Origin of the sequence: Streptomyces paromomycinus (assembly GCF_003865155.1) — a bacterium.
Lineage (GTDB): Bacteria > Actinomycetota > Actinomycetes > Streptomycetales > Streptomycetaceae > Streptomyces > Streptomyces chrestomyceticus.
Genome location: NZ_BHZD01000001.1, coordinates 6,162,451 through 6,186,748 on the forward strand (window position 1 = coordinate 6,162,451; position 24,298 = coordinate 6,186,748).

The following is a 24,298-nucleotide window of genomic DNA, read 5'->3' on the forward strand; positions in this document are numbered from 1 at the left end:
CAAGCCCTTCACCCACGAGGGGCGGCGCGCACCTGTGACCGCTCCGTGACCGGCCGAACGGGTCGAAAGACTCACCGGAACGGGTGAATAAATGCGTGGCCGGGCCCCCGCGCGCCGGACTAGGCTCCGGTGCTCCGCGCCGAAAATGGCGCGCCGTCAGGAACGGGAGGCGCCGGACGTGTTGTACGCAGCCGTCGCGGCGGGCAGCTTCCGGCGCTATGCCACCTACCGTATCGCCACCGCCTCCGGCGTCTTCACCAACACCGTCTTCGGGTTCATCCTCGCCTACACCTACACCGCCCTGTGGACCGAGCGCCCCCACCTGGGCGGCTACGACCTGCCGCAGGCGCTGACCTTCGTGTGGACCGGGCAGGCGCTGCTGGCGGCCACCGGTCTGCTGATCGGCGGCGGCATGGACGAGCTGCAGGAGCGCATCCGCAGCGGGGACATCGCCGTCGACCTGTACCGGCCCGCCGACCTCCAGCTGTGGTGGCTGGCCGCGGACCTCGGGCGGGCCGCCTTCCAGCTGCTCGGCCGGGGGCTGGTGCCGATGGCGGTGGGCACGCTGGTCTTCCCGTCGGCGCTGCCCGCCTCGCCGGTGACCTGGCTGCTGTTCCTGGTGTCGGTGGCGCTCGGTGTGGTGGTCGGCTTCGCGCTGCGCTACCTGGTGGCGCTGACGTCCTTCTGGCTGCTGGACGGCGCGGGCGTGGGGATGGTCGCCGGACTGATGTGCCTGTTCTTCTCCGGGATGGTGCTGCCGCTGAACGTCTTCCCCGGCGGGTTCGGCGAGGCCGTCCGGCTGCTGCCGTGGTCCTCGATGCTCCAGGTGCCGGCCGACGTGCTGCTCGGGGTGCACGACGGCCCGGGGGTGGCGCGGGCGCTGGCCTTCCAGGCGGGGTGGGCGGTGGCGCTGCTGGCGGCGGGGCGGCTGGTGCAGTCCGTGGCGACGCGGAAGGTCGTGGTGCAGGGTGGCTGAGGACGGTACGCGGACCCACCGCTCGCGGCTGTCCGAGGGCCTGCGGGCGTACGGCCTGATCGCGGCGATGTGGGTACGCTCCACGCTCGCCTACCGGACGTCCTTCCTGCTGACGGCGTTCGGCAACTTCGCCGCCACTGGGCTGGACTTCCTGGCGATCCTGCTGATGTTCTCGCACATCACGGTCCTCGGCGGGTTCTCGCTGCCGGAGGTGGCGTTCCTGTACGGCACGTCCGGCGCGGCGCTGGGCCTGGCGGACCTGGTGCTGGGCAGCATGGACCGGCTCGGGGCGCGGGTCAGGGACGGCACGATGGACGTGCTGCTGGTGCGGCCCGTCCCGGTGTTCGCGCAGGTCGCCGCGGACCGGTTCGCGCTGCGCCGGCTCGGCCGGATTCTCCAGGCGGCGCTGGTGCTGGGCTGGGCGATGCCCCGGCTGGAGGTGGACTGGACACCGGGCAAGGTGCTGCTGGTGCCGCTCATGCTGCTGTGCGGCGCGGTGATCTTCGGAGCGGTCTTCACCATCGGTGCCGCGTTCCAGTTCGTCGCGCAGGACGCCGCCGAGGTGCAGAACTCGTTCACGTACGGCGGGCAGACGCTGCTTCAATACCCGCCCACCGTCTTCGCCAAGGACCTGGTGCGCGGCGTCACCTTCGTCGTCCCGCTCGCCTTCGTCAACTGGCTGCCCGCGCTGCGGCTGCTGGGCCGCGACGACCCGCTGGGCCTGCCGGGCTGGGTGGACTTCCTGGGGCCCGTGGTCGCGGCGGCGATGTGCGGACTGGCCTGGCTGGCCTGGCGGGCGGGCCTGCGCAACTATCGGAGCACGGGGAGCTGAGGGACGGTATGCGGAGCGGTACGGGGGATACGGTGCGCGACCCGGAGGAGACCGGGGCGGCGGTGTGCGGTCCGGAAGGGACCGGGGCGGCGGCGCGCGGCGGCGAGTCCGGCTTCATCGAACTGGACGGCGTGGAGAAGGTCTTCCACGTACGGCGCAAGGCGGGGCGGCTGCGGCGGGTGCGCGAGGAGGTGCGGGCCGTCGACGGCATCAGTTTCCGGGTGCCGCGCGGCGCGATGGTCGGCTACATCGGCCCGAACGGCGCGGGCAAGTCCACCACCGTCAAGATGCTCACCGGCATCCTGGTGCCCAGCGGCGGCCGGCTGCGGGTGGCGGGCATCGACCCGGCGCGGGAGCGGACCCGGCTCGCGCGCCGCGTCGGGGTGGTCTTCGGGCAGCGGACGACGCTGTGGTGGGACCTGCCGCTGCGGGACTCCTACGAGCTGGTGCGGCGGATGTACCGGATTCCGGAGGACGTATACCGCCGAAACCTGGAGCGCTGCGTCGAACTGCTCGACCTGGCAGCGCTGTTGCCGGTTCCGGTCCGGCAGCTCTCGCTCGGCCAGCGGATGCGCGGCGACATCGCGGCGGCGCTGCTGCACGACCCGGAGGTGCTCTACCTCGACGAGCCGACCATCGGCCTGGACGTCATCAGCAAGGCGAAGGTCCGCGGCTTCCTGCGCGAGGTGAACGCGGAGCAGGGCACCACCGTCCTGCTGACCACCCACGACCTCACCGACATCGAGCAGTTGTGCCGCCGGGTGATGGTCATCGACCACGGGCGGCTGGTGTACGACGGCGGTCTGGACGGGCTGCACGCGGTGGGGCGCAGCGAGCGGACGCTGGTGGTGGACCTGGAGCGGGCGCTGCCGCCGATCGAGGGCGTGCCCGGCGCCCGTACGGTCAAGGTCGAAGGCCCGCGGCAGTGGCTGGCGTTCCCGGCGGCACAGAGCGCGGCGCCGGTCGTCTCGGCGGTGGCGGAGCGGTATCCGCTGGTCGATCTGTCGGTGCGGGAACCGGACATCGAGGACGTCATCTCCCGGATGTACGCGGACAACGCGGCGCCATGAGGCATTAATCTGTCTGTATGACTGACGAACTCCCCGATCTGCGCGCTTCGGACGCCGACCGCGACCGGGTCGCCGGTATCCTGCGCGACGCGCTCGCCGAAGGCCGGCTGGCGATGGAGGAGTTCGACGAGCGGCTGACCGCGACGTACGAGGCGCGTACGGTCGGCGCGCTGCGGCCGCTGGTCGCCGACCTGCCGCAGACGTTCGACGGCGGGGTGCCGGACGCCCGGGCCGCCGGGTCCGGGCCGGCCGCCTGGCGGGAGCGGATCGGCGGCGAGCCGTCCTCCCGGGGGGCCTTCGCCTTCTGGAGCGGCTTCTCGCGCAAGGGGCGCTGGACGGCGCCGCGGACGTTCACCGCCGGGGTGTTCCAGGCGGGCGGCGAGATCGACCTGCGTGACGCGCACTTCGAGGCCGCCGAGATCACGGTGCGCTGCTTCGTGCTCATGGGCGGCATCGACGTCGTGGTGCCGCCGGGCGTCGAGGTGCAGGTGACCGGCTGGGGTTTCATGGGCGGCTTCGACAACGGCGACGGCGAGCCGGGGGACCCGGGCGCGCCCCGGGTGAAGATCACCGGGTTCGCGATGATGGGCGGCGTCGGGGTCCGGCGCAAGCTCTCCAAGCTGGAGAAACAGCGGATCAGGCGGGAGCGTGAGCGGCGCGCGGAGTCGGCGCTTCCGGGGGACGCGCGCGGGTACGAGGTGCCGGAGCGCCGGCGCAAGGAGCTGGACTGACGGCGCGTACGGGCACGGGCGCCCCGGCCTCACCGGTCTCCGGGTCCCCGGTCTCCCGGCCCCCGGCCTCACCGGCCTCCGGGCCCCCGGTCTCCGGTCTCCGGACCCCCGCACCCGCGTCCGCCTCACCGTGCAGCCCGCGCCGCTCCCTTGACCGCTTCCTGGTCCGCCTCCTCGACCGTTCCCTTGCCTGCTTCCTTGCCCGCTCCCTTGAGCTGCCGCAGGTCGACCGCGTCGGCCATCGCCCGGTAGCCCGCGTCGCTCGGGTGCAGACGGTCGCCCGAGTCGTAGGCGGGCCGCAGCCGCAGCGGGTGGTGCGGGTCGCGCAGCGCCTTGTCGAAGTCCGCGTACTGTCCGTAGACCTCTCCGGCGCGGATCTTCGCGTTGAGTTCCTGCCGTACGGCGTCGAGCTCCGGCCGGTAGCCGCGGTGGCCGCCGAACGGGGTGAGCGTGCTGCCGATGACCTGGATGTCCCGTTCCGCCGCCCGCCGCACGATCTCCCGCATCCCGTCCGCCAGTTTCTCCGCGTCCAGTTGGCGCGGTGACTTGAACAGGTCGTTGAGGCCGATCTCGACGACGACGGACCGCACCCCCGCACGCGACAGCACGTCGCGCTCCAGCCGGGACAGCACGCTCGGCCCGCCGCTGACCGACCAGCGGCTGCTGTCGGTCAGCAGGCGGTTGCCGCTGATGCCCTGGTTGAGGACGCCGTAGCGGGGCGCGCCGGGCTCGGTGCGCAGCCGGGCGGCGAGGAAGTCGGGCCAGCGGTGGTTGGTGTCCGGGGTGGAGGTGTTGCCGTCGGTGATCGAGTCGCCGACGGCAACGACGGCGCCGTCGGTGTGCGGGCCGAGGACGTCCACACCGGTCAGATAGCGCCAGGCGGTGACCTTCTGGGTGTAGGCGCCGCCGGCGGTGTCCGCGGCGCGGTCGCCGCGCGCCAGGTAGGACGTCTGGCGGGCGTGCGGGTGGTAGGTGACGGGCCCGGAGGGGGCCGGGGAGTAGGTGGTGACCAGGAGGTCGGCGGCGGCCGGGACGGTCAGCCGGACCGGGTCGCTGGTGACCGCGCCGCCGGCCGGGACGGTCACCGCGGGCCGCCCGGAGAAGGTCAGCCGGCGCATGGTGCCGGGCGTGGCCGCCGGGGCGCCGGGGGCGAAGGCGCGGGCGAGAGTGGCGTGGCCGACGGACAGCGGGCGGGTGCCGTAGAGGTTGGAGAGCTGGATACGGGCGTTGGTGCCGCCGATGCTGGTGTGCACCACGTTGCGTATGGAGGTGTCCGCGTAGCCGTCGAGCTTGCCGGGTTCGGCGGCCGCGGCGGCGGCCGACCACGTGCCGGCCCACCGTTCCGCCGAGGGCGGGCGGTCGTCTCCTGAGAGGCCCTGGGTGCCGCCACCGCCGGAGCTGAGGAGCACCGCAGCCACGGTGAGCACCAGCAGCACCGCCACACCGGCGATCAAGGGCAGCGGGCGGCCCACTGGAGTCGGCATGCGGGCACAGTCTCCTACGGCAGGCGGAGCGGCGTGCTCCGGGCGGGCACAGGGCAGCGTGAGATCAGCGGCGGCGCCGGGTTCCGGTCGGCTCTTTCATGCTGCCACGCGGTCCGGACGGCCCGGGTGGCGTCCTGGCGGCGCGCAGGGGAACTCGTGGTTCGCCTCCGGAGTAGGACACAGTTGAACGCACAGTCGGCATGAAGCAGGGCAGATGCCTGTACATACGGCGCTGACGGGTTCGAGCGGGTGGAGCGGATGGAACGGACGAAGACGGACGTGGTCCCCGGGGCGGATACGGGCGCGGGAGCGGACGGAACACCGCCGGACGGCGGGCGCGCGGGCACGGGCCGGTTCCGCGGCCCGGTACCGCCCGGCGGCTTCCCGCAGAGCCTTGCGGACAGCCCCGCGGACGCGGAGAAGCGGCGCGGCGTACGGCGCATGAAGACCCTGGCGACCGGTCTGCTGCTCGGGGTGGCCCTGGTGTACGCCCTCGCCACCTGGGCGAAGGCCGCCGGCGCGGGCGGCTGGGCGGGGTACGTGGCGGCGGCGGCCGAGGCGGGCATGGTCGGCGCGCTGGCCGACTGGTTCGCGGTCACCGCCCTGTTCAAGCGGCCGCTGGGGCTGCCCATCCCGCACACCGCGATCATCCCGACGAAGAAGGACCAGCTCGGGGTGAGCCTCGGCGAGTTCGTCGGCGAGAACTTCCTGTCCGGCGACGTCGTACGGCAGCGGCTGCGCAAGGTCGGCATCGGCCGGCGGCTGGGCGCCTGGCTCGCCGAACCGAAGAACGCCGACCGGGTGACGGCGGAGCTGTCCACCGCCCTGCGCGGCGCGCTGACCGTGCTGCGCGACTCCGACGTGCAGGCGGTGGTCGGCGAGGCGATCACCCGCCGCGCCGACGCGCAGGAGGTCGCGCCGGGCCTCGGCAAGATGCTGGAGAAGGTCGTCGCGGACGGCGGCCACCGCCGGGTCGTGGACCTGGTCTGCGTACGGGCGCACGACTGGCTGACCTCGCACAGCGACTCCGTGATGACGGCGGTCTCCGGCGGCGCCCCCGGCTGGACGCCGCGCTTCGTGGACCGCAAGGTCGGCGAGCGGGTCTACAAGGAGCTGCTGCGGTTCGTCACCGAGATGCGGGACATGCCGGAGCACCCGGCGCGCGGCGCGGTGGACCGTTTCCTCAAGGACTTCGCGGGCGACCTCCAGTCCGACACCGACACCCGGGAGCGGGTGGAGCGCCTGAAGTCGGAGGTGCTGGGGCGCGGCGAGGTGCAGGACCTGATCGCCTCCGCCTGGGGCTCCGTACGCACCATGATCGTGGCGGCCGCCGAGGACGAGAACAGCGAGCTGCGGCAGCGCACCCGGGCGGCACTGCTGTCGCTGGGCCAGCGGCTGGCCCGTGACGGGCGGCTCCAGAACAAGGTCGACGGCTGGCTGGAGGGCGCCGCGGTCTACGTCGTGACGACGTACCGCGCCGAGATCACGTCGCTGATCACCGACACCGTCGCGAGCTGGGACGCCGACCACACCTCGAAGAAGATCGAGGCGCACATCGGACGCGACCTCCAGTTCATCCGGATCAACGGCACGGTCGTCGGCGCCCTCGCCGGGCTGTGCATTTACGCGGTGTCGCGGGTGCTCGGGGGATAGGGGGTAGGGGGGTAGGAGGTAGGAGGTAGGGGACCGCGCGAGCGGCTGCCCGCCCGACACCGACGCACGGCGGCACGTCGTCACCGGGACCGTCCCTGAGGGTTACCCGGCGTACGTGCGCGTCGTCCACTCGTGAACGCTGGAGGAAGTACCCGGACCGCGTGGGACGTGGCACCTGGCCCCGCCTCAGACCGCACCGTCTATGGAAGTCTCCCGCCGCAGGCCCTACCGTGCAGCGCGTGCGCGGGTGGGAGCGGGTACCGGTGGTGGTGCAGGGGCAGCGGCGGCGACGGTCGCGCGCTGTGCGGGTGCTGTGGGTGGGCGCGGAGCTGGCGGTGACGTTCGGGGTGCTCGTCCTGCTGCTGGTTGTGCACCAGCTCTACTGGACGAACCGGCAGGCGCAGGCGGGCGCGCGCGACCAGGTGGCGCGGCTGGAACGGCAGTGGGACGCGCAGCACCCCACGTCCGCCGGGCCGCCGGCCACCGGAACGCCGCCCGCCGGACCGTCGCCCGGCCCGGCCGTCTCCACGGCGCCCGAGCGGCGCGGGGACCGTATGGGGCGGGAGTTCCGCAGCATCCTGGAGCAGGTCCCGCCGCCGCGCCCGCGCCGGGACGCCGCGTACGCGGTCCTGCGCATCCCGCGGCTCGGCCTCACCGTCCCCGTCGCCGAGGGCACCGGCAGGTCCGCCGTCCTGAACAAGGGCTACGCGGGTCACTACGCGCACACCGCGCAGCCCGGTGAGACGGGCAACTTCGCGCTCGCGGGGCACCGCAACACGCACGGCGAACCGTTCCGCTTCCTGAACCGGCTGCGGCCCGGCGACACGGTGGAGGTGATCACCGCGGCCGCCCGCTACACGTACGCGGTCGACCGGACCGTGCCGCGCACCACGCCCTCCGACGGCACGGTCATCGCCCCCGTCCCGTACAGCAGCGCCCACCCGTCCCTGCGCTACACCGAGCCGGGCTCCTACCTGACGCTGACGACCTGCACTCCCGAGTACTCCTCGGCGTACCGGCTGGTGGTGTGGGGCCGTCTGACGGGCGCGCTGCCCCGATAGGCTCTTCCGCTGTGCTGAAACGTCCCACGCTGCTGTGGCTCCTGGTCCCTCATGTGCTCTACCTCGGTGTGCTGCCGCTGGTGAACCGCGTGACGCCGACCGTCCTCGGTCTGCCCTTCCTCGTCTTCTGGATGCTGCTCGCGACCCTGCTGACGCCCGCGTCGGTGTGGCTGGCCTGGCGCGGTGACCGGAAACGGGCCGCGCGGCGGGCCGCCGGGCGAGCGGGCGCCGCGGCCGGAGAGCGGGCCGGAGACGGGAGCGCGGCATGAACGCGACCATCGCCACCTCCATCTTCGCGGCGTTCATGGTGCTGACGCTGGCCCTGGGTCTGCTGGCGGTCCGCGGCGGCGCGCGCGGCAAGGGCGAGGGCGGGCTCGCCGAATGGTCGGTGGGCGGCCGCAGCCTCGGCACGGTCTTCATCTGGGTGCTGATGGCGGGCGAGAGCTACACCAGCTTCAGCTACCTGGGCGCGGCGGGCTGGGGCTACAACTTCGGCGCCCCGGTCCTCTACGTCCTCGCGTACATGTCCTGCGGCTACGCGCTCGGTTTCGTGGTCGGCCCGATGCTCTGGTCGTACGCCCGCCGGCACGGCCTGGTCGGCATCACCGACCTGGTCGCGCACCGCTACGGGCGGCGCTGGCTCGGCACGGCCGTGGCGGTCCTCGCCACCGTCTGCCTGCTGCCGTACATCCAGCTCCAGATCACCGGCATGGGCGTGGTCGTGACGACCATCTCCTACGGGGCGATCAGCCTGAACTGGGCCTACTTCATCGGCTTCGCGGTGACCACCCTCTTCGTCGTGGTCAGCGGGCTGCGCGGCAGCGCCTGGGTGTCCGTGCTGAAGGACATCCTGGTCATCGCGACGCTGGCGTTCCTCGCCGTGTACGTACCCCTGCACTACTTCGACGGGTACGGGCCCTTCCTGGACCGCATCGTGGCCGAGAAGCCGCAGTGGCTGACCTTCCCCGGCCACGAGTCGGGCGGCCTGGGCCAGGGCTGGTTCGTCACCACCTCCCTCCTGAACTCGCTGACCGTCGTCATCTTCCCGACGACCGTCGCGGGCTACCTGGGCGCGCGCAACGCCGACGCGCTGCGGCGCAACGCGGTGCTGCTGCCCTTCTACAACGTGCTGCTGTTCGTGCCGATGCTGCTGGGCATGGCGGCGCTGTTCGTGGTGCCGGGACTGACCGGCGCGGACTCCAATCTGGCGCTGTTCAGGCTGGTGGTGGACTCGCTGCCGGCCTGGCTGGTGGGCGTCACCGGCGTCGCCGCGGCGCTCTCCTCCATCGTGCCGATGGCCGTGTTCATGCTGGTCATCGGCACGATGTGGGGGAGGAGCGTACTGGGCGCGGTGCCCCGCCTGGCGAACCGCCAGAAGCTGTGGTCGCAGGTCGTCGTGGTGGTGGCGGGCGCGCTGGCGCTGCTGCTGACGTACACCGCGCCGAACACCCTCGTACGGCTCTCCCTCATCTCGTACGAGGGGATGGCGCAGCTGGTGCCGATGATTTTGCTGGGGCTGGTGTGGCGGCGGCTGACGCTGTACGGAGCCGTCACCGGCCTGCTGGCGGGCCTCGTGGTGGTCTGCGGACTGGTCTTCACCGAACACGATCCGGTGTGGGGCATGAACGCGGGGATCGTGGCGCTCGCGGTGAACCTGGTGGTGGCGCTGGCGGTGACCTGGCTGGGGCCGAAGCCCGTGGACGACCGGCCGGACGCCGAGGTGCTGGCGTCGGACCTGGATCCGGAGGACGGTCCCGAGGAGGCAGGGGGCGGCGCCGGCGGGCACGGCACCGGTGGGAACGGCGCCGGCGGGGACGGCACCGGCGGGGACGACGCGGCCGGGGACGGTGCGGCCGGGGTCAGCCCGTCGCCGGCGAGGTGATCTTCTTGCCCTCGGGGGAGACGGCGAACCAGGTGCCCATCTTTCCCTGCCCGTTCACGTCCCCGGGCTGCTGGTCGCCGCTGAAGGTGTAGACCGGCCAGCAGTCGACCGCCAGCTGCTTGCTGCCGTCGGGCCGGGTGACGGTGGTGATCAGCTTTTCGGGAACGCCTTCCAGCTTGCTCTTGTCGGCCGGGCCGACGGGTTTCCAGGTGTCCAGGCACGCGCCGTTGCAGCCGAACTTCATCGGCCAGGCGCTGTCCTTGTTGAACCGGTAGACCGTACGGCCCTCCTTGTCGACGAGCAGCTTGCCGAGCTTGGGCTGGTCGAAGACGGAGACGTCGGCGGCCGGCCCGGCGGTGGCCTTCTTGCCGTCGGGGGCGAACGCGTTCCAGGTGCCGCCGACGCCGTGGCCCTTGGTGTCGCCGGGCGCGGTGTCCTTGGCGTAGCGGTAGGCGGGCCAGCCGCCGATGGTGAGCTGCTTGGTGCCGTCGGCGCGGGTGACCGAACCGAGGGCGCTCGCGGCCATGCCGGAAGCGGCGGTGGCGTCGTCGGCGGGGACCGGGGGCCAGGTGGTCGCGCAGGTCCCGGAGCAGGCGGAGTTCGGCGGCTTGGCGGTGTCCTTGTCGAAGCGGTAGAGCGCCATGCCTTTGCTGTCGGTGACGACGGGGCCCAGTTCGGGGGACTGGCGCAGGGCGAGGGTCCGGGCAGGCGCGCCCTGGGCCGCGGGCCGGTTGCTGTCGCCCGTCGAGCCGTAGCCGTAACCGTCGCCGCCGGCCTGGCCCTTGTCCGCGCCGCTGTCGTCGCCGTAACCGCTGCCGCTGCCGCTGCCCGCCTGGACCTTGTCGTTGGCCACGGGCGCGGCGTCGGTGCGGTCACCGGAGCCGCAGGCGGTGGTGAGTGCCATGACGGCGGCGGCCGTTACCGCCAGGACGGCGTGGCGGCGCTGGGTGTTGGGGCGGGGGTGGGCATTGGGGCGAGGGTGGGCGTCGGGGTGCGGATGGGGGGTGTGCGGGTGGTCGGTGTGCGGGTGGGGCTGGGGGCTCATCGTTGTCTCCTTCGAGGGGACGAGGAATGGCGGGGTGTGTTGTCTGCGGGGGTACGGGGGGTGGGGAGCGGGTGTTCAGGCGGGGCGGAAGTTGTCATCGGCGGACGAAAGAGTGCGGAAGTGGTGTCCGTACGGCGGCAGTTCGGTGGCCGTCCGCTGTCCGCTGTCCGCCGTCCGCTATCCGTCGTCCGTCGTCGGTCGTCCGTCGTTCCTCGGTCGTCGGTCGTACGGGTCATTCGCCGTCCTGGACGCGCAGCGCGAGCGCCGGGCAGCGCCGTACCGCGAGCTGTGCGCGGCGGCGCATCCGGGCGGGCAGTGGCATCGCGGCCCGTTCCGGGTAGCCGTCGGGGCCCAGCCGGACCATGCCGGGCACGAGGTCGGCGCACAGGCCGTGGCCCTGGCACAGCGTCCAGTCGACGAGCAGCCGCTGTTCGGGCGCGTGCGGCCGGGCGGAGGTGGCTGCGGCGGCACGGTCGCCGGAGCGCCGTCGGTCGCTGGCTTGCGGCGCGCCCCCGACGCCGTACGCCGCTTCGCCGGGCACCGGCAGCGCGCCGAGCACCGGACGGCCGCACCCGGCGCCGCCGGCGTGCCCGGCGAACTCGTCGGGGAAGGCGGCCAGTGCCGAGGCGATGAAACGGGCGGTGCCGTCGGGATGACTGCACGCGCCGCGCTGTTCCACCGCGCGCATCCGGTCCCGTACGGCGTCCAGCGCGCGCTGTCCGCCACCGCCGACCGCCTGGCCGAGCGCGTCGGCGAGTGCGGGCAGCCCGAGGACGCAGGGCCCGCACTGGCCAGCCGATTCGGCGGCCATCCAGCGCGCGACCCGTACGGTCTCGCCTGCCGGGCAGGTTCCCTCCGGCAGCGGCAGCACCGCCCCCGCGCCGAGCACCGCGCCGTACGCGGCCAGGTCGTCGCGGCTGAGGAGGGCCGTACCGGCGGCGGACGGCGGCAGCCAGGTGCCGTGGTAGCCGCCGATCAGGACGCCCTGGCCGGGGCCGAGGCCGCACAGGGCCAGGACGCGGGCGAGCGGCACGCCGGTCGGCGCCTCCACGACCCGTTCGCCGGCCACGGTCAGCAGGACGGTGCCGGGTTCGGCGGGGTCGCCCGTGGCGCGGTAGCCCAGGGCGCCCAGCCGGGCGGCGACGGCGAGCTGGGCGTACGTCTCGGTGTTGGAGAGGAGGGTGGGCAGGCCGTGCAGGCCGCGTTCGCTGGAGCGGACCTTGCGGCCCGAGGGCAGGCCGGGCCCCCGGTTGAGGCTGTCGGTGAGCGCGGTGCCCTCGCCCGTGACGAAACGTTCCGCCAGTAGTTCGGCGCGTACCGGCGTGGACAGTGGCCCCCGTTCGGCGATCGCCCGGCGCACCGACCGGGCCACGTCCGCGCGGGTCACCCCGACCGCGATCTCCTCGGCGCCGAGCGCCCGCGCGGCCAGCAGCGCGCCGTCCAGCACCAGGTGCGGCGCGAACAGCAGAAGAACCGTGTCCTTGAGACAACCGGGCTCGCCTTCACTGCCGTTGACGACCACCGCGACCCGCCCGCCCGTACGGCGCCGCCCTTCCATGACGGCGCGCACCTTCCGCGCGAACGGAAAGCCCGCACCGCCACGCCCGCGCAGGCCGGTGTCCTCGGCCAGCGCCACCAGCTCACTCGCGGACAGAACGGGCGGGCTGCCGTGCCGGGCGAGATGGGCCACCCGGTCCAGGCGATCCGTCCGTCCCGGCCCGCCCACCCCTCTCGCCCCGTTCATCCCTTCCGATCCGTCCACCCCTTGCGTTCCGTCCACCCCTCCCGACCCGTCCAACCTGCCCAGCCCGTCCAGCCTGCCCAGACCGTCCACCCCGATCAGCCCGGCCAGCAGCCGAGGAGCTCCGAACACGGCCAGGCCGGGGACGGCCGGGCCGGGCGCTGAGGGGGCCGGGCAGTCGACGGGCACCTGCCCGACATCGGGGGCACACCCGACGGCGGGGCCGCAGCCGACGGCAGGCATCGGAATAGTGGTGGCCGACGCCAAGAACGTCATAGGGAACTCCCTTCACCCTGCGATACGTTGTGGTAACCGGGGGCCCACAGAAGCTGGCCCCGTATGCGCACCGTTCGCCCCCGCCGCCATACCGGCCATACCGGCGCACTCTCCGCACGCAGCCGTACGTCATGGACGGCCACCGCGTGAGTGCCGGGCCACCCGGTCCGGAGACCGGGGCCCGCCGGAATCCGCGCCCGGCGGCGGGCTGTACGGGGCCCGGCCCCGTCGCGGCGCCCGCAGTCGCAGTACGAGCACCACCGCGACCCCGGCGACGCACAGCATGTACCCGGTGGTCACCCAACCGGCGGCCGCACGCCCCGACTTCAGCCCGTGCACCAGCGCCGCGCACCAGGCCACGTACGCGCCCATGTGCAGCACCCGCCACCACCGCGACCCGCGGCGCGAGGTGAACGATCCGCGTACCGCGCCCGTCACCGCCGCCGCGAGGAAGAGATAGCCGGCCAGCGTGCCGAGCCCGATGAGCAGCGGACGCCCGTCGTCGGCGAACGGCACCGCGGCGGCCGTGCCGCTCGTCCGGCCGCGGGCGATCTTCACCCCGATGTGCAGGGCGAGGAACCCCAGCCCGGCGACGCCGGTGCCGCGGTGCACGGCCTGCGCGACCAGCCGGTGGCCGGAGTGCAGCAGCAGCCGGTCGGTGGCGGCCAGGCCCCACAGGACGGCGCCGGTGAGCGAGATCAGCGCGAGGACGCCCGCGCCGAAGTCCAGGAAGTCGAGCGCCCGCCGGGGGGCTCCGGCCTGGGTGGCCACGGCGAGGAAGAGCAGTACGACGGCGGGCAGCGCCGGGCGCAGGGCGGTCCGCAGACGGGATGCGGGCATCGGGCCTCCTTGATGCGGAGCGGGGGTACGGGAGTGGGGGAACGGGGCGGGGGAGGGCGGCGTCCCGGGATGGTGGCCGCGCGGCGGCATACGTACGCCGCGCGCTGGTTCCGGCGTCAGCCGCCGCTGTCGGCGACGGCCGCTTCCGGTAACGGTGACGGCCGGTTCCGTGTCGGCGACGGCCGGTTCCGGTACTCGGTGACGGCCGGTTCCGTGTCGGCGACGGCCGGTTTCGGTGACGGCCGCCGCTATCGGCGCAAGGCGTGGCCCGGGTCGGGCCGCCGGGGATACGGGGATATTCGCCGCGGTTTATGCGCGGTGTCCCGCCGGGACGCGGAAAGGTGTGCGCCAAAGGCGGTGCTCCGGGGTGAGCAGCAGCATCACGGAACGCCGACGGAGCGTCCTCCGGTTTATCGCGCTGTGACAAATTCCTGCACCGGCATCGAAGTTACGCGTGGTAACTCCGGATGGTGCCCCCTCAAGCACGACCACCGCTCGAAGCGCCACCGGACGCCGCGCCGCCGCACGCGGCACCACCGTACGAAGTGCCGTCGCACGATGCGCTCGCCGCCCACGGCGCTTCCGAGCAGCAGGGCCGAACCCCCCTCCGCATCACGCCAGGAACGAGGTAGCGATGTGTGATCTCCTGAACCGCATATGGTCACGCCCCCGTGGCGAATGGACCCGCGTGCTGAGAAAGGAACTCCCGGCGCTCGCCGAGAAGGTGACCGAGGAGCTGCGGAGCGGATTTCCCGCCTTTGCCGCACTGCTCGCGGAAACGGGTGCCGTCGCAGAGGCCCGCCGGGCCGTGGAACAGGCCATGCTGGTGGCGCTCGGCTACCAGGAAAGCGCGGAGCGCGTCCGCCGGCCCAAGGACCTCGTCGTCACTCCGCTCCCGACGGCACCGGCCCGCCGGGAGGTGTTCGCCGCCCTCACCGGGGCCAAGGACGTCTCCGACGTCGCCCTCGCCGAAGTGGCCCGCTGCGCCGGCTGGCCCGTACCGGCATACGTCCAGGCCGTCGCGCTCGCCTCGCCCGCCGAAGCCCCCCAGTTGGCCGCAGCCCTCGGTGACGCCCTCATCGGCACCGTCGACGGTGACACCTGCCTGCTCGTCCCCGACCCAGGGACGCAGACCCGTGCCCGTCTGGAGGCCGCCCTCAGGGGCCGGGCGGCGGCCGTCGGCCATGCCGTGCCGGCGGGCGACACCGCTTCCTCGCTGCGCTGGGCCCGCGCCCTGCTCGCCCTGTCCCCCGGCCGCGGCGGCCCCGACACCCGACCGGCCTTCGTGGACGATCACCTCTCCGCCCTGCTCCTCCTCCAGGACGAGTCGCTGGCCACAGCGCTCTCCGCACGCTGGCTGAGCCCCCTCGACGACCTGACGCCACGCCAGAGCGAGCGCCTGGAGGTCACCTTGCTCGCCTGGCTGGAGAGCGGCGGAGCACCCGAGGCGGCCCGGGTGCTCCAGGTGCACCCGCAGACCGTGCGCTACCGCCTGCGGCAGATCGAGAAGCTCTTCGGGCCCGCGCTGCGCGACCCTCGGACCCGCTTCGAACTGGAGATGGCGCTGCGCAGCCGCCGCCTGATGGCCCACGTACGGCGCTACCGCTCGCGGGCCGGCCGCCGGGCCCGGGCCGTCGCCTCCACCATCCGGCCGCTGGGCATGGCCAGGGAAGCCCGGGTCAACGGGCTGTGACCGGCGCACCATGACCGCGGCGGCCCCGGGCTCCCCTCCGGGGCCGCCGCCCTGCCCGGCAGCCCTGCCGCTACCCTGGGGCGCAAGCAGGCCGGACGAACCGTGGCCTGCCGTATGCCGTATGCCGTAGGCCGTACGGACCGGGGGAGGGGGTGAGCACATGCGGCGTTTCGCCGACGCCTGGCGGTTGTACGTGGGCGCGCTCTTCTTCCTGCTCTCCGGGTTCGCGCTCGCCCAGAGCGGTCTGACCTCGACGCTCGCCGCCGCCGCGACCACCGCCGCCGTACTGCTGCTGTGCCGCGCCTTCCTGGCCGCCGCGCTCGCCCGGCCCGAACCGCCGGGCCGGGTCCGTACCGCCATCCGCGACCGGGAACGCCGTACGGCCTTCCTGCCGCAACGCGATCCCGACGCCGCGGGCCGCCCGCGGCCCAGGGCACCCGGCCGTCCCCTCCCGACGGCCGCGTAGGCGCCTTCCCCCTCGCACTCCGCGGAGGCCCCGGCCCCGCGCGGCTCGTCACGCCGAAATCCTCTTCCGGCACGACGAGACCCCGTGGAGGGCTCACCCATGTCCGTTTTCGCCACCCTGGGCGGCGCGCTGTCCCAGGCCGCCGACCTCATCGAACCGCTCTTCGGCGCCTCGGCGACCGCCGCCGCGATCATCCTCTGCACCCTGTGCGTACGCGCCGCACTGCACCCGCTCGCCCGCGTCGCCGCCCGCGGCGAGAAGACCCGTTCCGCGCACGCTCCGCGCCTCGCCGAGCTGCGCCGTACGTACGCCAAGGACCCGCAGCGCCTACGGGAGGAGACCGCCGCCCTCTACGCCGAGACCGGCTCCTCGCCACTGGCCGGCTGCCTGCCGGCGCTGCTGCAACTGCCCGTCTTCTTCGTCATGTACCACCTGTTCACCAGCGACGGCAGTGGCCTGCTCGCGCACACGCTGCTGGGCGCGCCGCTCGGCGGGCACTGGACGCAGGCCCTCGCGGACGGCGGTCCGGTCGGGCCGCACGGGCTGGTCTACCTCGCGCTGTTCGCGCTGGCCGCCGCCGTCGCCACCTGGAACTACCTGCGGGCCCGTACGACGATGGCGCGGAACGTGGCGTCGGGCGCGGCCCTCGGCCAGGCGGGTAGGGCTGACGGCGGTCCGGCTGACGGCGGTCCGGCCGACGGCGGGGCGGTGCCCGGCCTCGCCGCCATGACGAAGGCGATGCCGCTGCTGTCCTTCGGGACGCTGGTCAGCATCGCGGTGCTGCCGCTGGCGGCCGCGCTCTACCTGGTGACGACCACGGCGTGGACGGCGTGCGAGCGGGCGCTGCTGTACCGGGGCCGGGACCGGGACGACCAGGGCGGCGACAGCCAGGACAGCCAGGACGGCGACGGCCTCGACAGCCAGAGCGGCGACGGCCAGGACAGCCAGGTCGGCGACGGTCAGGACAGCCGGAACAGCGGCACGGCCCCCGTCCGTACCACCGGGTAACGGTCCAGTACGTGAACCGGGTCTTGCGGGGCGGACGCCGTTCTTGGACGATCGTCCGAATCGCTCGATGGCCGTCCCCATCGGCCGGTCCGGGAGAGCCCTCCCGGACCGACCCTTCGACCACGGGAGTTGTACCGATGAAGCTGTTGCGTGTCGGTCCGGTGGGGGCGGAACGCCCGGCGCTGCTCGACGAGGAAGGCGTACTGCGCGATCTGTCGTCGCTGGTCACGGACGTCGACGGGGCGCTGCTCGGGGACAGCCCGGCGCTCGACCGGATACGGGCGGCGGCCGCCGCCGGGGTGCTGCCGCGCCTGGACCCGGCCGGTCTGCGCACCGGGCCGCCGGTCGCCCGGATCGGCAAGATCGTGTGCATCGGGCTGAACTACCACGACCACGCGCGCGAGACCGGCGCCACCGTACCGGCCGAGCCGATCGTCTTCATGAAGGCGCCGGACACGGTCGTCGGGCCCGACGACACGGTGCTGGTACCGCGCGGCAGCGTGAAGACGGACTGGGAGGCCGAACTGGCCGTCGTCATCGGCCGTACCGCGCGCTACCTGGAGACCGACGACGAGGCCCGCGCCGCCGTAGCCGGGTACACGATCGCGCACGACGTCTCCGAACGGGAGTTCCAGATCGAGCGCGGTGGCCAGTGGGACAAGGGCAAGAACTGCGAGACGTTCAACCCGCTGGGCCCGTGGCTGGTGACGGCGGACGAGGTGCCGGACCCGCAGGCGCTGGGCGTACGGCTGTGGGTCAACGGCACGCTGCGGCAGGACGGCACGACCGCCGAGCAGATCTTCCCGGTGGCCGAAGTGGTCCGTTACGTGAGCCGCTTCATGACCCTGTACCCGGGCGACGTCATCAACACCGGCACTCCGGCGGGCGTGGCGATGGGCTGCCCGGAGCCCAAGCCGTACCTGCGCGCCGGTGACGTGGTGGAGCTGGAGATCGACGGCCTGGGGCGGCAGCGGCAGGAGCTCAAGGGAGCCTGACGGGTTATCAGGCGCGCGGTCCTGCCCGGGGTGGGCGGCCGGTGGCCGGTGGCCGGTGGCCGGTGGTCGGTGGTCGGTGGTCGGCTGTCGGCTGGACAGGGGGACTCGCCGTACGGGTGCGCGAACGGTCCCGCTGCCCGGCCGCTCCGCGCACATAGTGCCCGTATGCCTGCAAAAAAGACAAAACGGACCCACGTGGTGGGGGCTGCCGCACTGGGAGCCGTGGCCGCCGTGCTCCTCGGCCTGTTCGCGGCGTTCGGCTTCGCGGCCCCGCTGCCCGGCGGCCTCGGCCCGTGCCTGGGGAGCCAGTGCCCGTCCTCGTACGCCGATCCGAACAACGGACCGGTGGCCGGACGGGACGAGAATCTCAACATCTTCGTCGGCGGGGACTTCCGCGTCGGCGGCTCGGCCGCCGAGGCCGAAGGCAAGATCGTCACCCTCGGCGGCTTCGAGATGAACAAGACCGGCGGCTCCAGCGTCTACAACGTCGGTGTCGTCGGCGTCGGCTCCCGGGTGCCCCCGCCCAACGGCTCCGACTTCCTGACCGTGGGCGGTGACGTCACCATCGCGCCCGGACAGCGGCTGCTCGCCGAGGAAGGCAGTACCCACGGCGTCGTCGCGTACGAAGGCAGGCTGACCGGCACCGTGATCCCCCAGTCGGACCAGCGGCCGGGCGCCGCCGATCCGTACCGCGCACTGGTGCCCGACCTCACGGCGGCCAGCCAGTGCTACGCCCGGACCGGCGACGGGCCGCGGCCCGCGACCGGCACCGCCGTCAACCAGGGTTACTCGACGGTCTTCACCGGCGACGGGACCTCCGCCCTCCAGGTCTTCAACGTCGACTTCGACCTGGTGGGCCGCAACGGCGGCGCGCAGGGCATCACCTTCCAGAACATCCCGGCCGGCGCGACCGTGCTGGTCAACCTGGTCGGCGACGCCCGCACCGTCAACACCTACATCGGCCACGACCTCCAGCCTCCCGGCATCCGCGAGCGGCTGCTGTGGAACTTCCCGGACGCGAACACGGTGGAGTTCAAGGGTGGCGCGCAGTTCCAGGGGAGTGTGCTGGTCGGCAGGCAGGGCAGTACGACGACGGTCTCGGTGCCGGGGATGAACGGCCGGTTCTTCACGGTCGGTTCGCTGGTGCACACCTCGACGTCCGGTGCGGAGCTGCACAACTACCCGTTCAACGGGGACCTGCCGGACTGCCGCGCACCGAGCCCGAGCCCGACGCCTACGCCGACACCTACTCCGACGCCTACGCCGACACCGACGGATCCGTCGCCGAGTCCGACGGATCCGAGTCCGTCGCCGACCGAGCCGAGCCCGTCTCCGACCGACCCGAGCCCGTCGCCGACGGACGAGCCGTCACCGTCGCCGACGGATGAGCCGTCCCCCACGGACGAGCCGTCGCCGACCGATGAACCGTCACCGAGCCCGACGGACCCGAGCCCGTCGCCGACCGAGCCGAGCCCGTCGCCCACGGACGAGCCGTCGCCGTCGCCGACCGACGAGCCGTCGCCCACGCCTACGGAGCCGAGTCCGACCCCGACGGAGCCGACTCCGACCCCCACCCCCACGGAGCCGAGCCCGTCCCCGACGCCCACCGAGCCGAGGCCCACGCCCACCGAGCCGAGGCCGACGCCGACCGATCCGACGCCCACGCAGACCCCCACCCCCACCCCCACGGAGCCGACCCGGCCGCCGTCGCCGACTCCTCCGGAGCCGACCCCGGAACCGACCGGGCCGACCGCACCTCCGTCACCGACCGCCCCCACCCCGGAGCCCACGGCCCCCACCCCGGAGCCCACCGAGCCGACCCCGGAACCCACCGAACCCACCCCGGAACCGTCACCGACCACCCCGACCCCCACCCCGACCCCCACCCCCACCCCCACCCCCACGGACTCCTCCTCCGTCGGCCCGGTGCCCAGCCCTGGGCCGACGGATGACGGGGACCAGCTGGCGCACAGCGGCAGCAGTACCTTCCAGGATCCGCTGTTCATCGGGGCGGCAGCGGCCGCCGTCGTCAGCGGTGCGGTGCTCGTACTGATCATCCGCACCCGCCGCCGCCGCTCCGGCAGCTGACCTCCGGGTCAGCCCGCCGGCTGCTGCTCGATGTAGCGCCCCAGGGCGTCGACCACCAGCGCGTGGTCGTCGCCCTGGGGGAGGCCGGAGACCGCGACGGTGCCGACGACGCCGGTACCGCGCAGCCGTACGGGGAAGGCGCCGCCGTGCGCGGCGTAGCGGTCCGGGTCGAGACGGGACGATTCTTCGAACGTCCGGCCCTTGGCGCGGAAGCGGGCGCCGACGAGGTACGAGGACTCCGCGTACCGCTCGACGACGCGGCGCTTGCGCTCGATCCACGCGTCGTTGTCGGCCGACGTGCCCGGCAGCGCGCAGTGGAACAGCTGCTGCGCGCCGCGCCGGATGTCCACCGTCACGGCCGCGCCGCGCTCGCGCGCCAGGTCCGCCAGCAGGCAGCCCAGCCGCCAGGCGTCCTCGTTGCCGAAGCGGTCCAGGACCAGGCGGCGCTCCTGCTCCTCCAGTTCGCGGACCTGGTGGCGGGCCGCCTCGCGCTCGTCCAGGCCGTTCAGCACTCCGGTGCCACCCGTGTGGCCCGTGCCGTTCCCGTTCACCGTGCCGCTCATGCCGACTCCTCGATCCGGACCGCGCGGCCCTCGGCCGCCGATGTCTTCGCCGCTTCCAGGACGCGCAGGGCGGCCGCCGCCTCCCTGGCGCTCACCGGCGGTTCGCCCCCGGTGCGCAGTGCTTCCGCGACGGCGGCGTAGTACGCGGGGTAGTCACCGGACAGGGTCGGTACGGGGTCGCCGCCGCCGGTCAGCGGGGATTCCCCGGCGCCGATCCGGCCCCACGCCGACTCCGGCTCCGTACCCCAGCCGTCCGGGTCGTCACCCGGCCGCCGTCCCTCGCGCAGGGCGGCTTCCTGCGGGTCCAGGCCGTACTTCACGTAACCCGCGCGGCTGCCCAGCACCCGGAAGCGCGGGCCGAGCTGGGCGGTGGTCGCGCTGACCCACAGGTGGGAGCGGACGCCGCTGGCGTGGGTGAGGGCGAGGAACGTGTCGTCGTCGGCCTCCGCGCCCGGGCGGCGTACGTCGGACTCGGCGTAGACCAGGGTGACCGGCCCGGACAGGGCGAGTGCCTGGTCGACGACGTGGCTGCCCAGGTCGTACAGCAGGCCGCCGAGCTCCGCCGGGTCGCCGGACTCGCGCCAGCCGCCCTTCGGCTTCGGCCGCCAGCGTTCGAAACGCGACTCGAAGCGCTGCACCTCGCCGAGCGCGCCCTCGGTGACCAGCTTGCGCACCGTACGGAAGTCGTTGTCCCAGCGGCGGTTCTGGAAGACGGAGAGCAGCAGGCCGCACTCGTCCGCCAGGGCGGCCAGCCCGTCGGCCTCGGCGGCGGTCCCGGCGAGCGGCTTGTCGACGACGACCGGCAGCCCGGCGCGCAGCGCGGCTTCGGCGAGCGCGACGTGCGTCTTGTTGGGGGACGCGATGACGACGAGGTCCAGTTCGCCGGCGCGGTCCAGCACCTCGTCGGGGGTGGCGACCGTACGGACCCGCGGATGTTCGGCGCGGGCCTGCGCCTGCCGGTCCGGGCTGCCGGTGGAGACGGTGTCCAGCACCAGGCCGTCGGTGGCGGCGATCAGCGGGGCGTGGAAGACCGAGCCGGCCAGGCCGTAGCCGATGAGGCCGACGCGGAGGGGTGTGCCGGGGGAGTCGTTCATGGCGTCCACTTAAGCAACGCTGTTGCCAAAGTGCAAGCAATGCGGACAATGGACGGGTGACCAGCAACGACCCTGAGGAACGTGTCGCTGCGGACGCCCCCGCACCGGCCTCGGCGCCACCCGGAGCCCCGGCCTCGGCGCCGTCCTCCGCCTCGTCCTCCCCGCCGCCCGGCGCCCCGGCTTCCGCGCCGCCCGGCGGCGGGGCCGGCCTGCCCGCCCTGCGCGGCCACAACGCCGCTCTGGTGCTGGGCCTGCTGCGGTCGGCGGGGCCGGCGGGCGTCAGCAGGCTGGAGCTCGCCGCGCACACCGGTCTGACCCCGCAGGCCGTCAGCAAGATCACCGCCCGGCTGCGGGCCGACGGCCTGGCGGCCGAGGCGGGCCGGCGCGCCTCCACGGGCGGCAAGCCGCGTACGGTGCTGTGCCTGGTGCCCGAGGCCCGGTACGCGATCGGCCTGCACCTGGACCGCGACGAGCTGACCGCCGTCCTCACCGACCTCGCGGGCCGCACCGTCGCGGAGCGCACCGCCCCGCTCGACTTCGGCGCGGGCGCGCCCGCCGTGCTCGACACGGTGGCCGGGCAGCTTGCCGCGCTGCCGGACGAGGCCCGCTCGCCCCGCGTCCTGGGCGTCGGCGCCGCCTGCCCGGGGCCGCTGGACCACACGGCCGGGGTACTGCGCCGGGTCACCGGCTTCCCGGCCTGGGACGGCTTCCCGCTGCGCGCCGCGCTCGCCGGACGGCTCGGCCTCCCCGTCGTCCTCGACAAGGACACCAACGCCGCGGCGCTCGGCCTCGCCCAGCGCGAACCGGACGGCCGGGGCTCGTTCGGCTACCTCCACCTCGGTACGGGCCTGGGCGCCGGCCTGGTGCTCGGCGGCGCGCTGTACCGGGGGGCCAGGACCGGCGCGGGGGAGTTCGGCCACCAGGTGCTGCAACTGGACGGGCCGCGCTGCGGCTGCGGCAAGCGCGGCTGCGTCGAGGCCCTGTGCCTCGACAGCGCGGCGCGCGGCGAGCCCGCCGAGGCGGCGCGCATCCTGGGCACCGCCGCGGCCAACCTCGTGGAACTCCTCGACATCGACCGGGTCCTGCTCGGCGGCCGTACGGTGCTGGCGCGTCCCGGCACGTACGTACGCGGCGTGGCCGAAGCTCTCGCCGAACAGGCCCGCGTGCGCGGCGACGGCCGTACGTCCGCGGTCCCCGTGGAGCTGGCCGAGGGCGGCGCGCGAGCGGTCGCGGACGGCGCGGCGCACCTCGTCCTGGCCCCGCTCTTCGGCGCGCCGGGGGCACCGTTCGGCGCCGCTACGGCCACCGGACTGCGCTGAACGCGCGGCATTCGGGCGATCGGTGCGCCGCACCGGGGCGTCGGTGCCCCGGCGGCGGGCCCGCATGGCAAGGTCCGGAACCGACCGGTCATACGAGCGGCCTGGTGTGGTCCCATCGCCTGAGCCGAGCGAGCAGGAGCGTCCGTCATGCCCGTGCGTCCGCCCCGCGCACTGCTGCGCGCCACCCTCCCGACGGCTTTGCTGGCCGCGACCCTGGTGACCGCGACCCTCCCGGCCGCCGGTCCACCGGCCCACGCCGGTCCACCGGCCCACGCCGGTCCACCGGCCCACGCCGGTCCACCGGCCCACGCCGGTCCACCGGCCCACGCCGGCCCACCGGCTCACACCGTGCCTTCGGTCCGCGCCGCCCCGGCCGCCGTCCTCGCGGACTTCGCTCCTGCTTCTGCTCCTGCTCCTGCCGCTGCCGCCTACGGGGCCACCCCCGGACCCGCGACGCGGGACGAGCCCCCACCCCGTCTCGCCGACACCAGTTCACCAGGAGTGCCCCGCATCGGAGCCGCCGCCTTGGTACTCCTGTCGGCCGGCGCGCTCCTCGTGGCGACGGCCCGCCGCCTCCGCCGACGCTGAAGCCATCGACGCCGAAGCCATCGACGTCGAAGCCGCCGACGTCGAAGCCATCGACGTCGAAGCCGCCGACGCCGAACCCGCCGACCCGCCCTGCGAGAAGGGTGCGAGGATCGGCCGGTGGACTACCCGAACGGCCAGGAACCTGGCGCACCGATCCGCTCCGGCATTCCCGAGCACGGACGCATCCCCAAGTACTACGCGGCGAAGGTCCGGATCGAAGCGCTCCTCGCCGAACTGGGCGAGGGCGAGGCGCTGCCCACCGAACGCGACCTGGCCCTGCGCTTCGAGGTCTCCCGCGAAACTCTGCGCCTGGCGCTGCGCGAACTCCACCTGGAGGGACGGCTGCGGCGCCTCGGCCGGGGCACGGTCGTGGCGAGCCCCAAGCTGGAGCAGCCACTGTCCCTGGCGAGTTACACCGAGGGTGTACGGAAGCAGGGCCGCCGGCCGGGCCGTCATCTCGTCGGCCTGGACCGCTTTCCCGCGCAGCCGAGGCTGGCCGGGGAACTGGGCCTGCAAGTGGGCGACGAGGTGTGGCACTTGGAGCGGGTGCTGCTGGCGGACGAGGAACGGGTGGGGCTGGAGAGCACGTACGTGGCCGTGGCACGCGTACCGCACCTGGACACGGAGTTCGAGCCCGACTCCTCCTTCTACGCCTACCTCCACGAGCACCTGGGCATCGGCTTCGGCAACGCGGACGAGCGCCTGGAAACCGTACTGGCCACCCCACGCGAGGCCCTGCTGATCGGCACACCGGGCGCCCTCCCGATGCTGCTGATCCACCGCCTCTCCCGCGACACCCGGGGCGTACCGCTGGAGCGGGTGCGGTCCCTCTACCGGGGCGACCGCTTCTCGTTCACGACCCATCTGGGCGACTGACGGCAGCCGGATTCCCG

At 74.0% G+C, this 24,298-nt stretch carries 21 protein-coding genes; 15 read left to right on the plus strand and 6 right to left on the minus strand.

The genetic code is table 11. The features are described from left to right. Positions 1 to 145 precede the first annotated feature (145 nt). The 4 genes from OEIGOIKO_RS26435 to OEIGOIKO_RS26450 all read left to right on the plus strand — a co-directional run bounded on the left by OEIGOIKO_RS26435 (position 146) and on the right by OEIGOIKO_RS26450 (position 3,609). Positions 146 to 976 (plus strand): ABC transporter permease, encoded by an 831-nt coding sequence (locus OEIGOIKO_RS26435; protein ID WP_125056097.1) that lies wholly within the window; start codon positions 146 to 148, stop codon positions 974 to 976. Positions 977 to 1,043: 67 nt separating this feature from the next. After that, the gene (locus OEIGOIKO_RS26440; RefSeq protein WP_246178109.1) at positions 1,044 to 1,808 is read left to right on the plus strand and encodes an ABC transporter permease; all 765 of its coding nucleotides are present in this window, start codon (positions 1,044 to 1,046) and stop codon (positions 1,806 to 1,808) included. An 8-nt stretch (positions 1,809 to 1,816) separates the two neighbouring features. Continuing rightward, positions 1,817 to 2,878, plus strand: coding sequence for an ABC transporter ATP-binding protein (locus tag OEIGOIKO_RS26445; RefSeq protein ID WP_246177538.1), 1,062 nt, complete (start codon positions 1,817 to 1,819; stop codon positions 2,876 to 2,878). 17 nt (positions 2,879 to 2,895) lie between these two features. Next, entirely contained in the window at positions 2,896 to 3,609 is a 714-nt protein-coding gene (locus OEIGOIKO_RS26450) for a DUF1707 domain-containing protein (RefSeq protein WP_125056099.1), read from the plus strand. 125 nt (positions 3,610 to 3,734) lie between these two features. Here OEIGOIKO_RS26450 and OEIGOIKO_RS26455 read toward each other — a convergent pair whose 3' ends face one another. Beyond that, positions 3,735 to 5,093, minus strand: coding sequence for an SGNH/GDSL hydrolase family protein (locus tag OEIGOIKO_RS26455; RefSeq protein WP_125056100.1), 1,359 nt, complete (start codon positions 5,091 to 5,093; stop codon positions 3,735 to 3,737). A gap of 258 nt (positions 5,094 to 5,351) precedes the next feature. Here OEIGOIKO_RS26455 and OEIGOIKO_RS26460 point away from each other — a divergent pair, with 258 nt between their 5' ends. From OEIGOIKO_RS26460 to OEIGOIKO_RS26475, 4 genes are all read left to right on the plus strand, one after another. Further along, the gene (locus OEIGOIKO_RS26460) at positions 5,352 to 6,746 is read left to right on the plus strand and encodes a DUF445 domain-containing protein (protein ID WP_371858967.1); all 1,395 of its coding nucleotides are present in this window, start codon (positions 5,352 to 5,354) and stop codon (positions 6,744 to 6,746) included. A 239-nt stretch (positions 6,747 to 6,985) separates the two neighbouring features. Then, a complete protein-coding gene (locus OEIGOIKO_RS26465) occupies positions 6,986 to 7,807 on the plus strand; it encodes a class E sortase (RefSeq protein WP_246177539.1) in 822 nt (273 codons plus the stop codon). Positions 7,808 to 7,818: 11 nt separating this feature from the next. Next, complete coding sequence (locus OEIGOIKO_RS26470; RefSeq protein WP_174857222.1) at positions 7,819 to 8,076, plus strand: DUF3311 domain-containing protein; 258 nt, start codon at positions 7,819 to 7,821, stop codon at positions 8,074 to 8,076. Next, complete coding sequence (locus OEIGOIKO_RS26475; protein WP_125056102.1) at positions 8,073 to 9,689, plus strand: sodium:solute symporter family protein; 1,617 nt, start codon at positions 8,073 to 8,075, stop codon at positions 9,687 to 9,689. Before OEIGOIKO_RS26470 ends, OEIGOIKO_RS26475 begins: the two co-directional genes overlap by 4 nt. Here OEIGOIKO_RS26475 and OEIGOIKO_RS26480 read toward each other — a convergent pair. From OEIGOIKO_RS26480 to OEIGOIKO_RS26490, 3 genes are all read right to left on the minus strand, one after another. Next, entirely contained in the window at positions 9,667 to 10,734 is a 1,068-nt protein-coding gene (locus OEIGOIKO_RS26480; RefSeq protein ID WP_413790151.1) for an SCO0930 family lipoprotein, read from the minus strand. The genes OEIGOIKO_RS26475 and OEIGOIKO_RS26480 overlap by 23 nt on opposite strands. A gap of 232 nt (positions 10,735 to 10,966) precedes the next feature. Beyond that, positions 10,967 to 12,478 carry an NADH-ubiquinone oxidoreductase-F iron-sulfur binding region domain-containing protein gene (locus OEIGOIKO_RS26485; RefSeq protein WP_125058963.1) on the minus strand — a complete coding sequence of 504 codons (1,512 nt, stop codon included), beginning with the start codon at positions 12,476 to 12,478 and terminating at the stop codon, positions 10,967 to 10,969. Positions 12,479 to 12,880: 402 nt separating this feature from the next. Further along, the gene (locus tag OEIGOIKO_RS26490; protein ID WP_246177540.1) at positions 12,881 to 13,591 is read right to left on the minus strand and encodes a hypothetical protein; all 711 of its coding nucleotides are present in this window, start codon (positions 13,589 to 13,591) and stop codon (positions 12,881 to 12,883) included. 634 nt (positions 13,592 to 14,225) lie between these two features. Here OEIGOIKO_RS26490 and OEIGOIKO_RS26495 point away from each other — a divergent pair. From OEIGOIKO_RS26495 to OEIGOIKO_RS26515, 5 genes are all read left to right on the plus strand, one after another. After that, a complete protein-coding gene (locus OEIGOIKO_RS26495; protein ID WP_125056103.1) occupies positions 14,226 to 15,284 on the plus strand; it encodes a PucR family transcriptional regulator in 1,059 nt (352 codons plus the stop codon). A 160-nt stretch (positions 15,285 to 15,444) separates the two neighbouring features. Continuing rightward, positions 15,445 to 15,750 carry a DUF6412 domain-containing protein gene (locus OEIGOIKO_RS26500; protein ID WP_031013120.1) on the plus strand — a complete coding sequence of 102 codons (306 nt, stop codon included), beginning with the start codon at positions 15,445 to 15,447 and terminating at the stop codon, positions 15,748 to 15,750. Positions 15,751 to 15,849: 99 nt separating this feature from the next. Continuing rightward, on the plus strand, positions 15,850 to 16,758 hold the full coding sequence (locus OEIGOIKO_RS26505) for a YidC/Oxa1 family membrane protein insertase (protein ID WP_125056104.1): 909 nt from the start codon (positions 15,850 to 15,852) through the stop codon (positions 16,756 to 16,758). 137 nt (positions 16,759 to 16,895) lie between these two features. Beyond that, positions 16,896 to 17,753: a fumarylacetoacetate hydrolase family protein gene (locus OEIGOIKO_RS26510; protein WP_125056105.1), complete on the plus strand. Its 858-nt coding sequence runs from the start codon at positions 16,896 to 16,898 to the stop codon at positions 17,751 to 17,753. 165 nt (positions 17,754 to 17,918) lie between these two features. Further along, positions 17,919 to 19,841, plus strand: a complete 1,923-nt coding sequence (locus OEIGOIKO_RS26515; RefSeq protein WP_125056106.1) for a choice-of-anchor A family protein — start codon at positions 17,919 to 17,921, stop codon at positions 19,839 to 19,841. Positions 19,842 to 19,849: 8 nt separating this feature from the next. Here the strand turns inward: OEIGOIKO_RS26515 and OEIGOIKO_RS26520 are convergent, their stop codons facing one another. Together OEIGOIKO_RS26520 and OEIGOIKO_RS26525 are read right to left on the minus strand one after the other, a co-directional pair. After that, positions 19,850 to 20,404, minus strand: a complete 555-nt coding sequence (locus OEIGOIKO_RS26520; protein WP_246177541.1) for a heme-degrading domain-containing protein — start codon at positions 20,402 to 20,404, stop codon at positions 19,850 to 19,852. Next, positions 20,401 to 21,498, minus strand: coding sequence for a Gfo/Idh/MocA family oxidoreductase (locus OEIGOIKO_RS26525; RefSeq protein ID WP_125056107.1), 1,098 nt, complete (start codon positions 21,496 to 21,498; stop codon positions 20,401 to 20,403). Before OEIGOIKO_RS26525 ends, OEIGOIKO_RS26520 begins: the two co-directional genes overlap by 4 nt. Before the next feature lie 56 nt (positions 21,499 to 21,554). Between OEIGOIKO_RS26525 and OEIGOIKO_RS26530 the strand changes: the two genes are divergently transcribed. Both OEIGOIKO_RS26530 and OEIGOIKO_RS26545 read left to right on the plus strand, forming a co-directional pair. Further along, positions 21,555 to 22,817 carry an ROK family transcriptional regulator gene (locus tag OEIGOIKO_RS26530; RefSeq protein ID WP_174857223.1) on the plus strand — a complete coding sequence of 421 codons (1,263 nt, stop codon included), beginning with the start codon at positions 21,555 to 21,557 and terminating at the stop codon, positions 22,815 to 22,817. Between the two features lie 705 nt (positions 22,818 to 23,522). Further along, complete coding sequence (locus OEIGOIKO_RS26545; protein WP_125056109.1) at positions 23,523 to 24,281, plus strand: GntR family transcriptional regulator; 759 nt, start codon at positions 23,523 to 23,525, stop codon at positions 24,279 to 24,281. The last annotated feature ends 17 nt before the right edge of the window (positions 24,282 to 24,298 follow it).

Excerpts from the sequence above, each read along its gene's own strand:
- OEIGOIKO_RS26440 (WP_246178109.1), top strand. The coding sequence starts at position 1,044 with ATGTGGGTACGCTCCACGCTCGCCTACCGGACGTCCTTCCTGCTGACG.
- OEIGOIKO_RS26455 (WP_125056100.1), bottom strand. The coding sequence starts at position 5,093 with ATGCCGACTCCAGTGGGCCGCCCGCTGCCCTTGATCGCCGGTGTGGCG.
- OEIGOIKO_RS26520 (WP_246177541.1), bottom strand. The coding sequence starts at position 20,404 with ATGAGCGGCACGGTGAACGGGAACGGCACGGGCCACACGGGTGGCACC.
- OEIGOIKO_RS26485 (WP_125058963.1), bottom strand. The coding sequence starts at position 12,478 with ATGAACGGGGCGAGAGGGGTGGGCGGGCCGGGACGGACGGATCGCCTG.
- OEIGOIKO_RS26495 (WP_125056103.1), top strand. The coding sequence starts at position 14,226 with ATGTGTGATCTCCTGAACCGCATATGGTCACGCCCCCGTGGCGAATGG.
- OEIGOIKO_RS26515 (WP_125056106.1), top strand. The coding sequence starts at position 17,919 with ATGCCTGCAAAAAAGACAAAACGGACCCACGTGGTGGGGGCTGCCGCA.
- OEIGOIKO_RS26445 (WP_246177538.1), top strand. The coding sequence starts at position 1,817 with ATGCGGAGCGGTACGGGGGATACGGTGCGCGACCCGGAGGAGACCGGG.
- OEIGOIKO_RS26460 (WP_371858967.1), top strand. The coding sequence starts at position 5,352 with ATGGAACGGACGAAGACGGACGTGGTCCCCGGGGCGGATACGGGCGCG.
- OEIGOIKO_RS26480 (WP_413790151.1), bottom strand. The coding sequence starts at position 10,734 with ATGAGCCCCCAGCCCCACCCGCACACCGACCACCCGCACACCCCCCAT.
- OEIGOIKO_RS26435 (WP_125056097.1), top strand. The coding sequence starts at position 146 with ATGGCGCGCCGTCAGGAACGGGAGGCGCCGGACGTGTTGTACGCAGCC.
- OEIGOIKO_RS26490 (WP_246177540.1), bottom strand. The coding sequence starts at position 13,591 with ATGCCCGCATCCCGTCTGCGGACCGCCCTGCGCCCGGCGCTGCCCGCC.
- OEIGOIKO_RS26450 (WP_125056099.1), top strand. The coding sequence starts at position 2,896 with ATGACTGACGAACTCCCCGATCTGCGCGCTTCGGACGCCGACCGCGAC.
- OEIGOIKO_RS26500 (WP_031013120.1), top strand. The coding sequence starts at position 15,445 with ATGCGGCGTTTCGCCGACGCCTGGCGGTTGTACGTGGGCGCGCTCTTC.
- OEIGOIKO_RS26475 (WP_125056102.1), top strand. The coding sequence starts at position 8,073 with ATGAACGCGACCATCGCCACCTCCATCTTCGCGGCGTTCATGGTGCTG.
- OEIGOIKO_RS26505 (WP_125056104.1), top strand. The coding sequence starts at position 15,850 with ATGTCCGTTTTCGCCACCCTGGGCGGCGCGCTGTCCCAGGCCGCCGAC.
- OEIGOIKO_RS26510 (WP_125056105.1), top strand. The coding sequence starts at position 16,896 with ATGAAGCTGTTGCGTGTCGGTCCGGTGGGGGCGGAACGCCCGGCGCTG.
- OEIGOIKO_RS26525 (WP_125056107.1), bottom strand. The coding sequence starts at position 21,498 with ATGAACGACTCCCCCGGCACACCCCTCCGCGTCGGCCTCATCGGCTAC.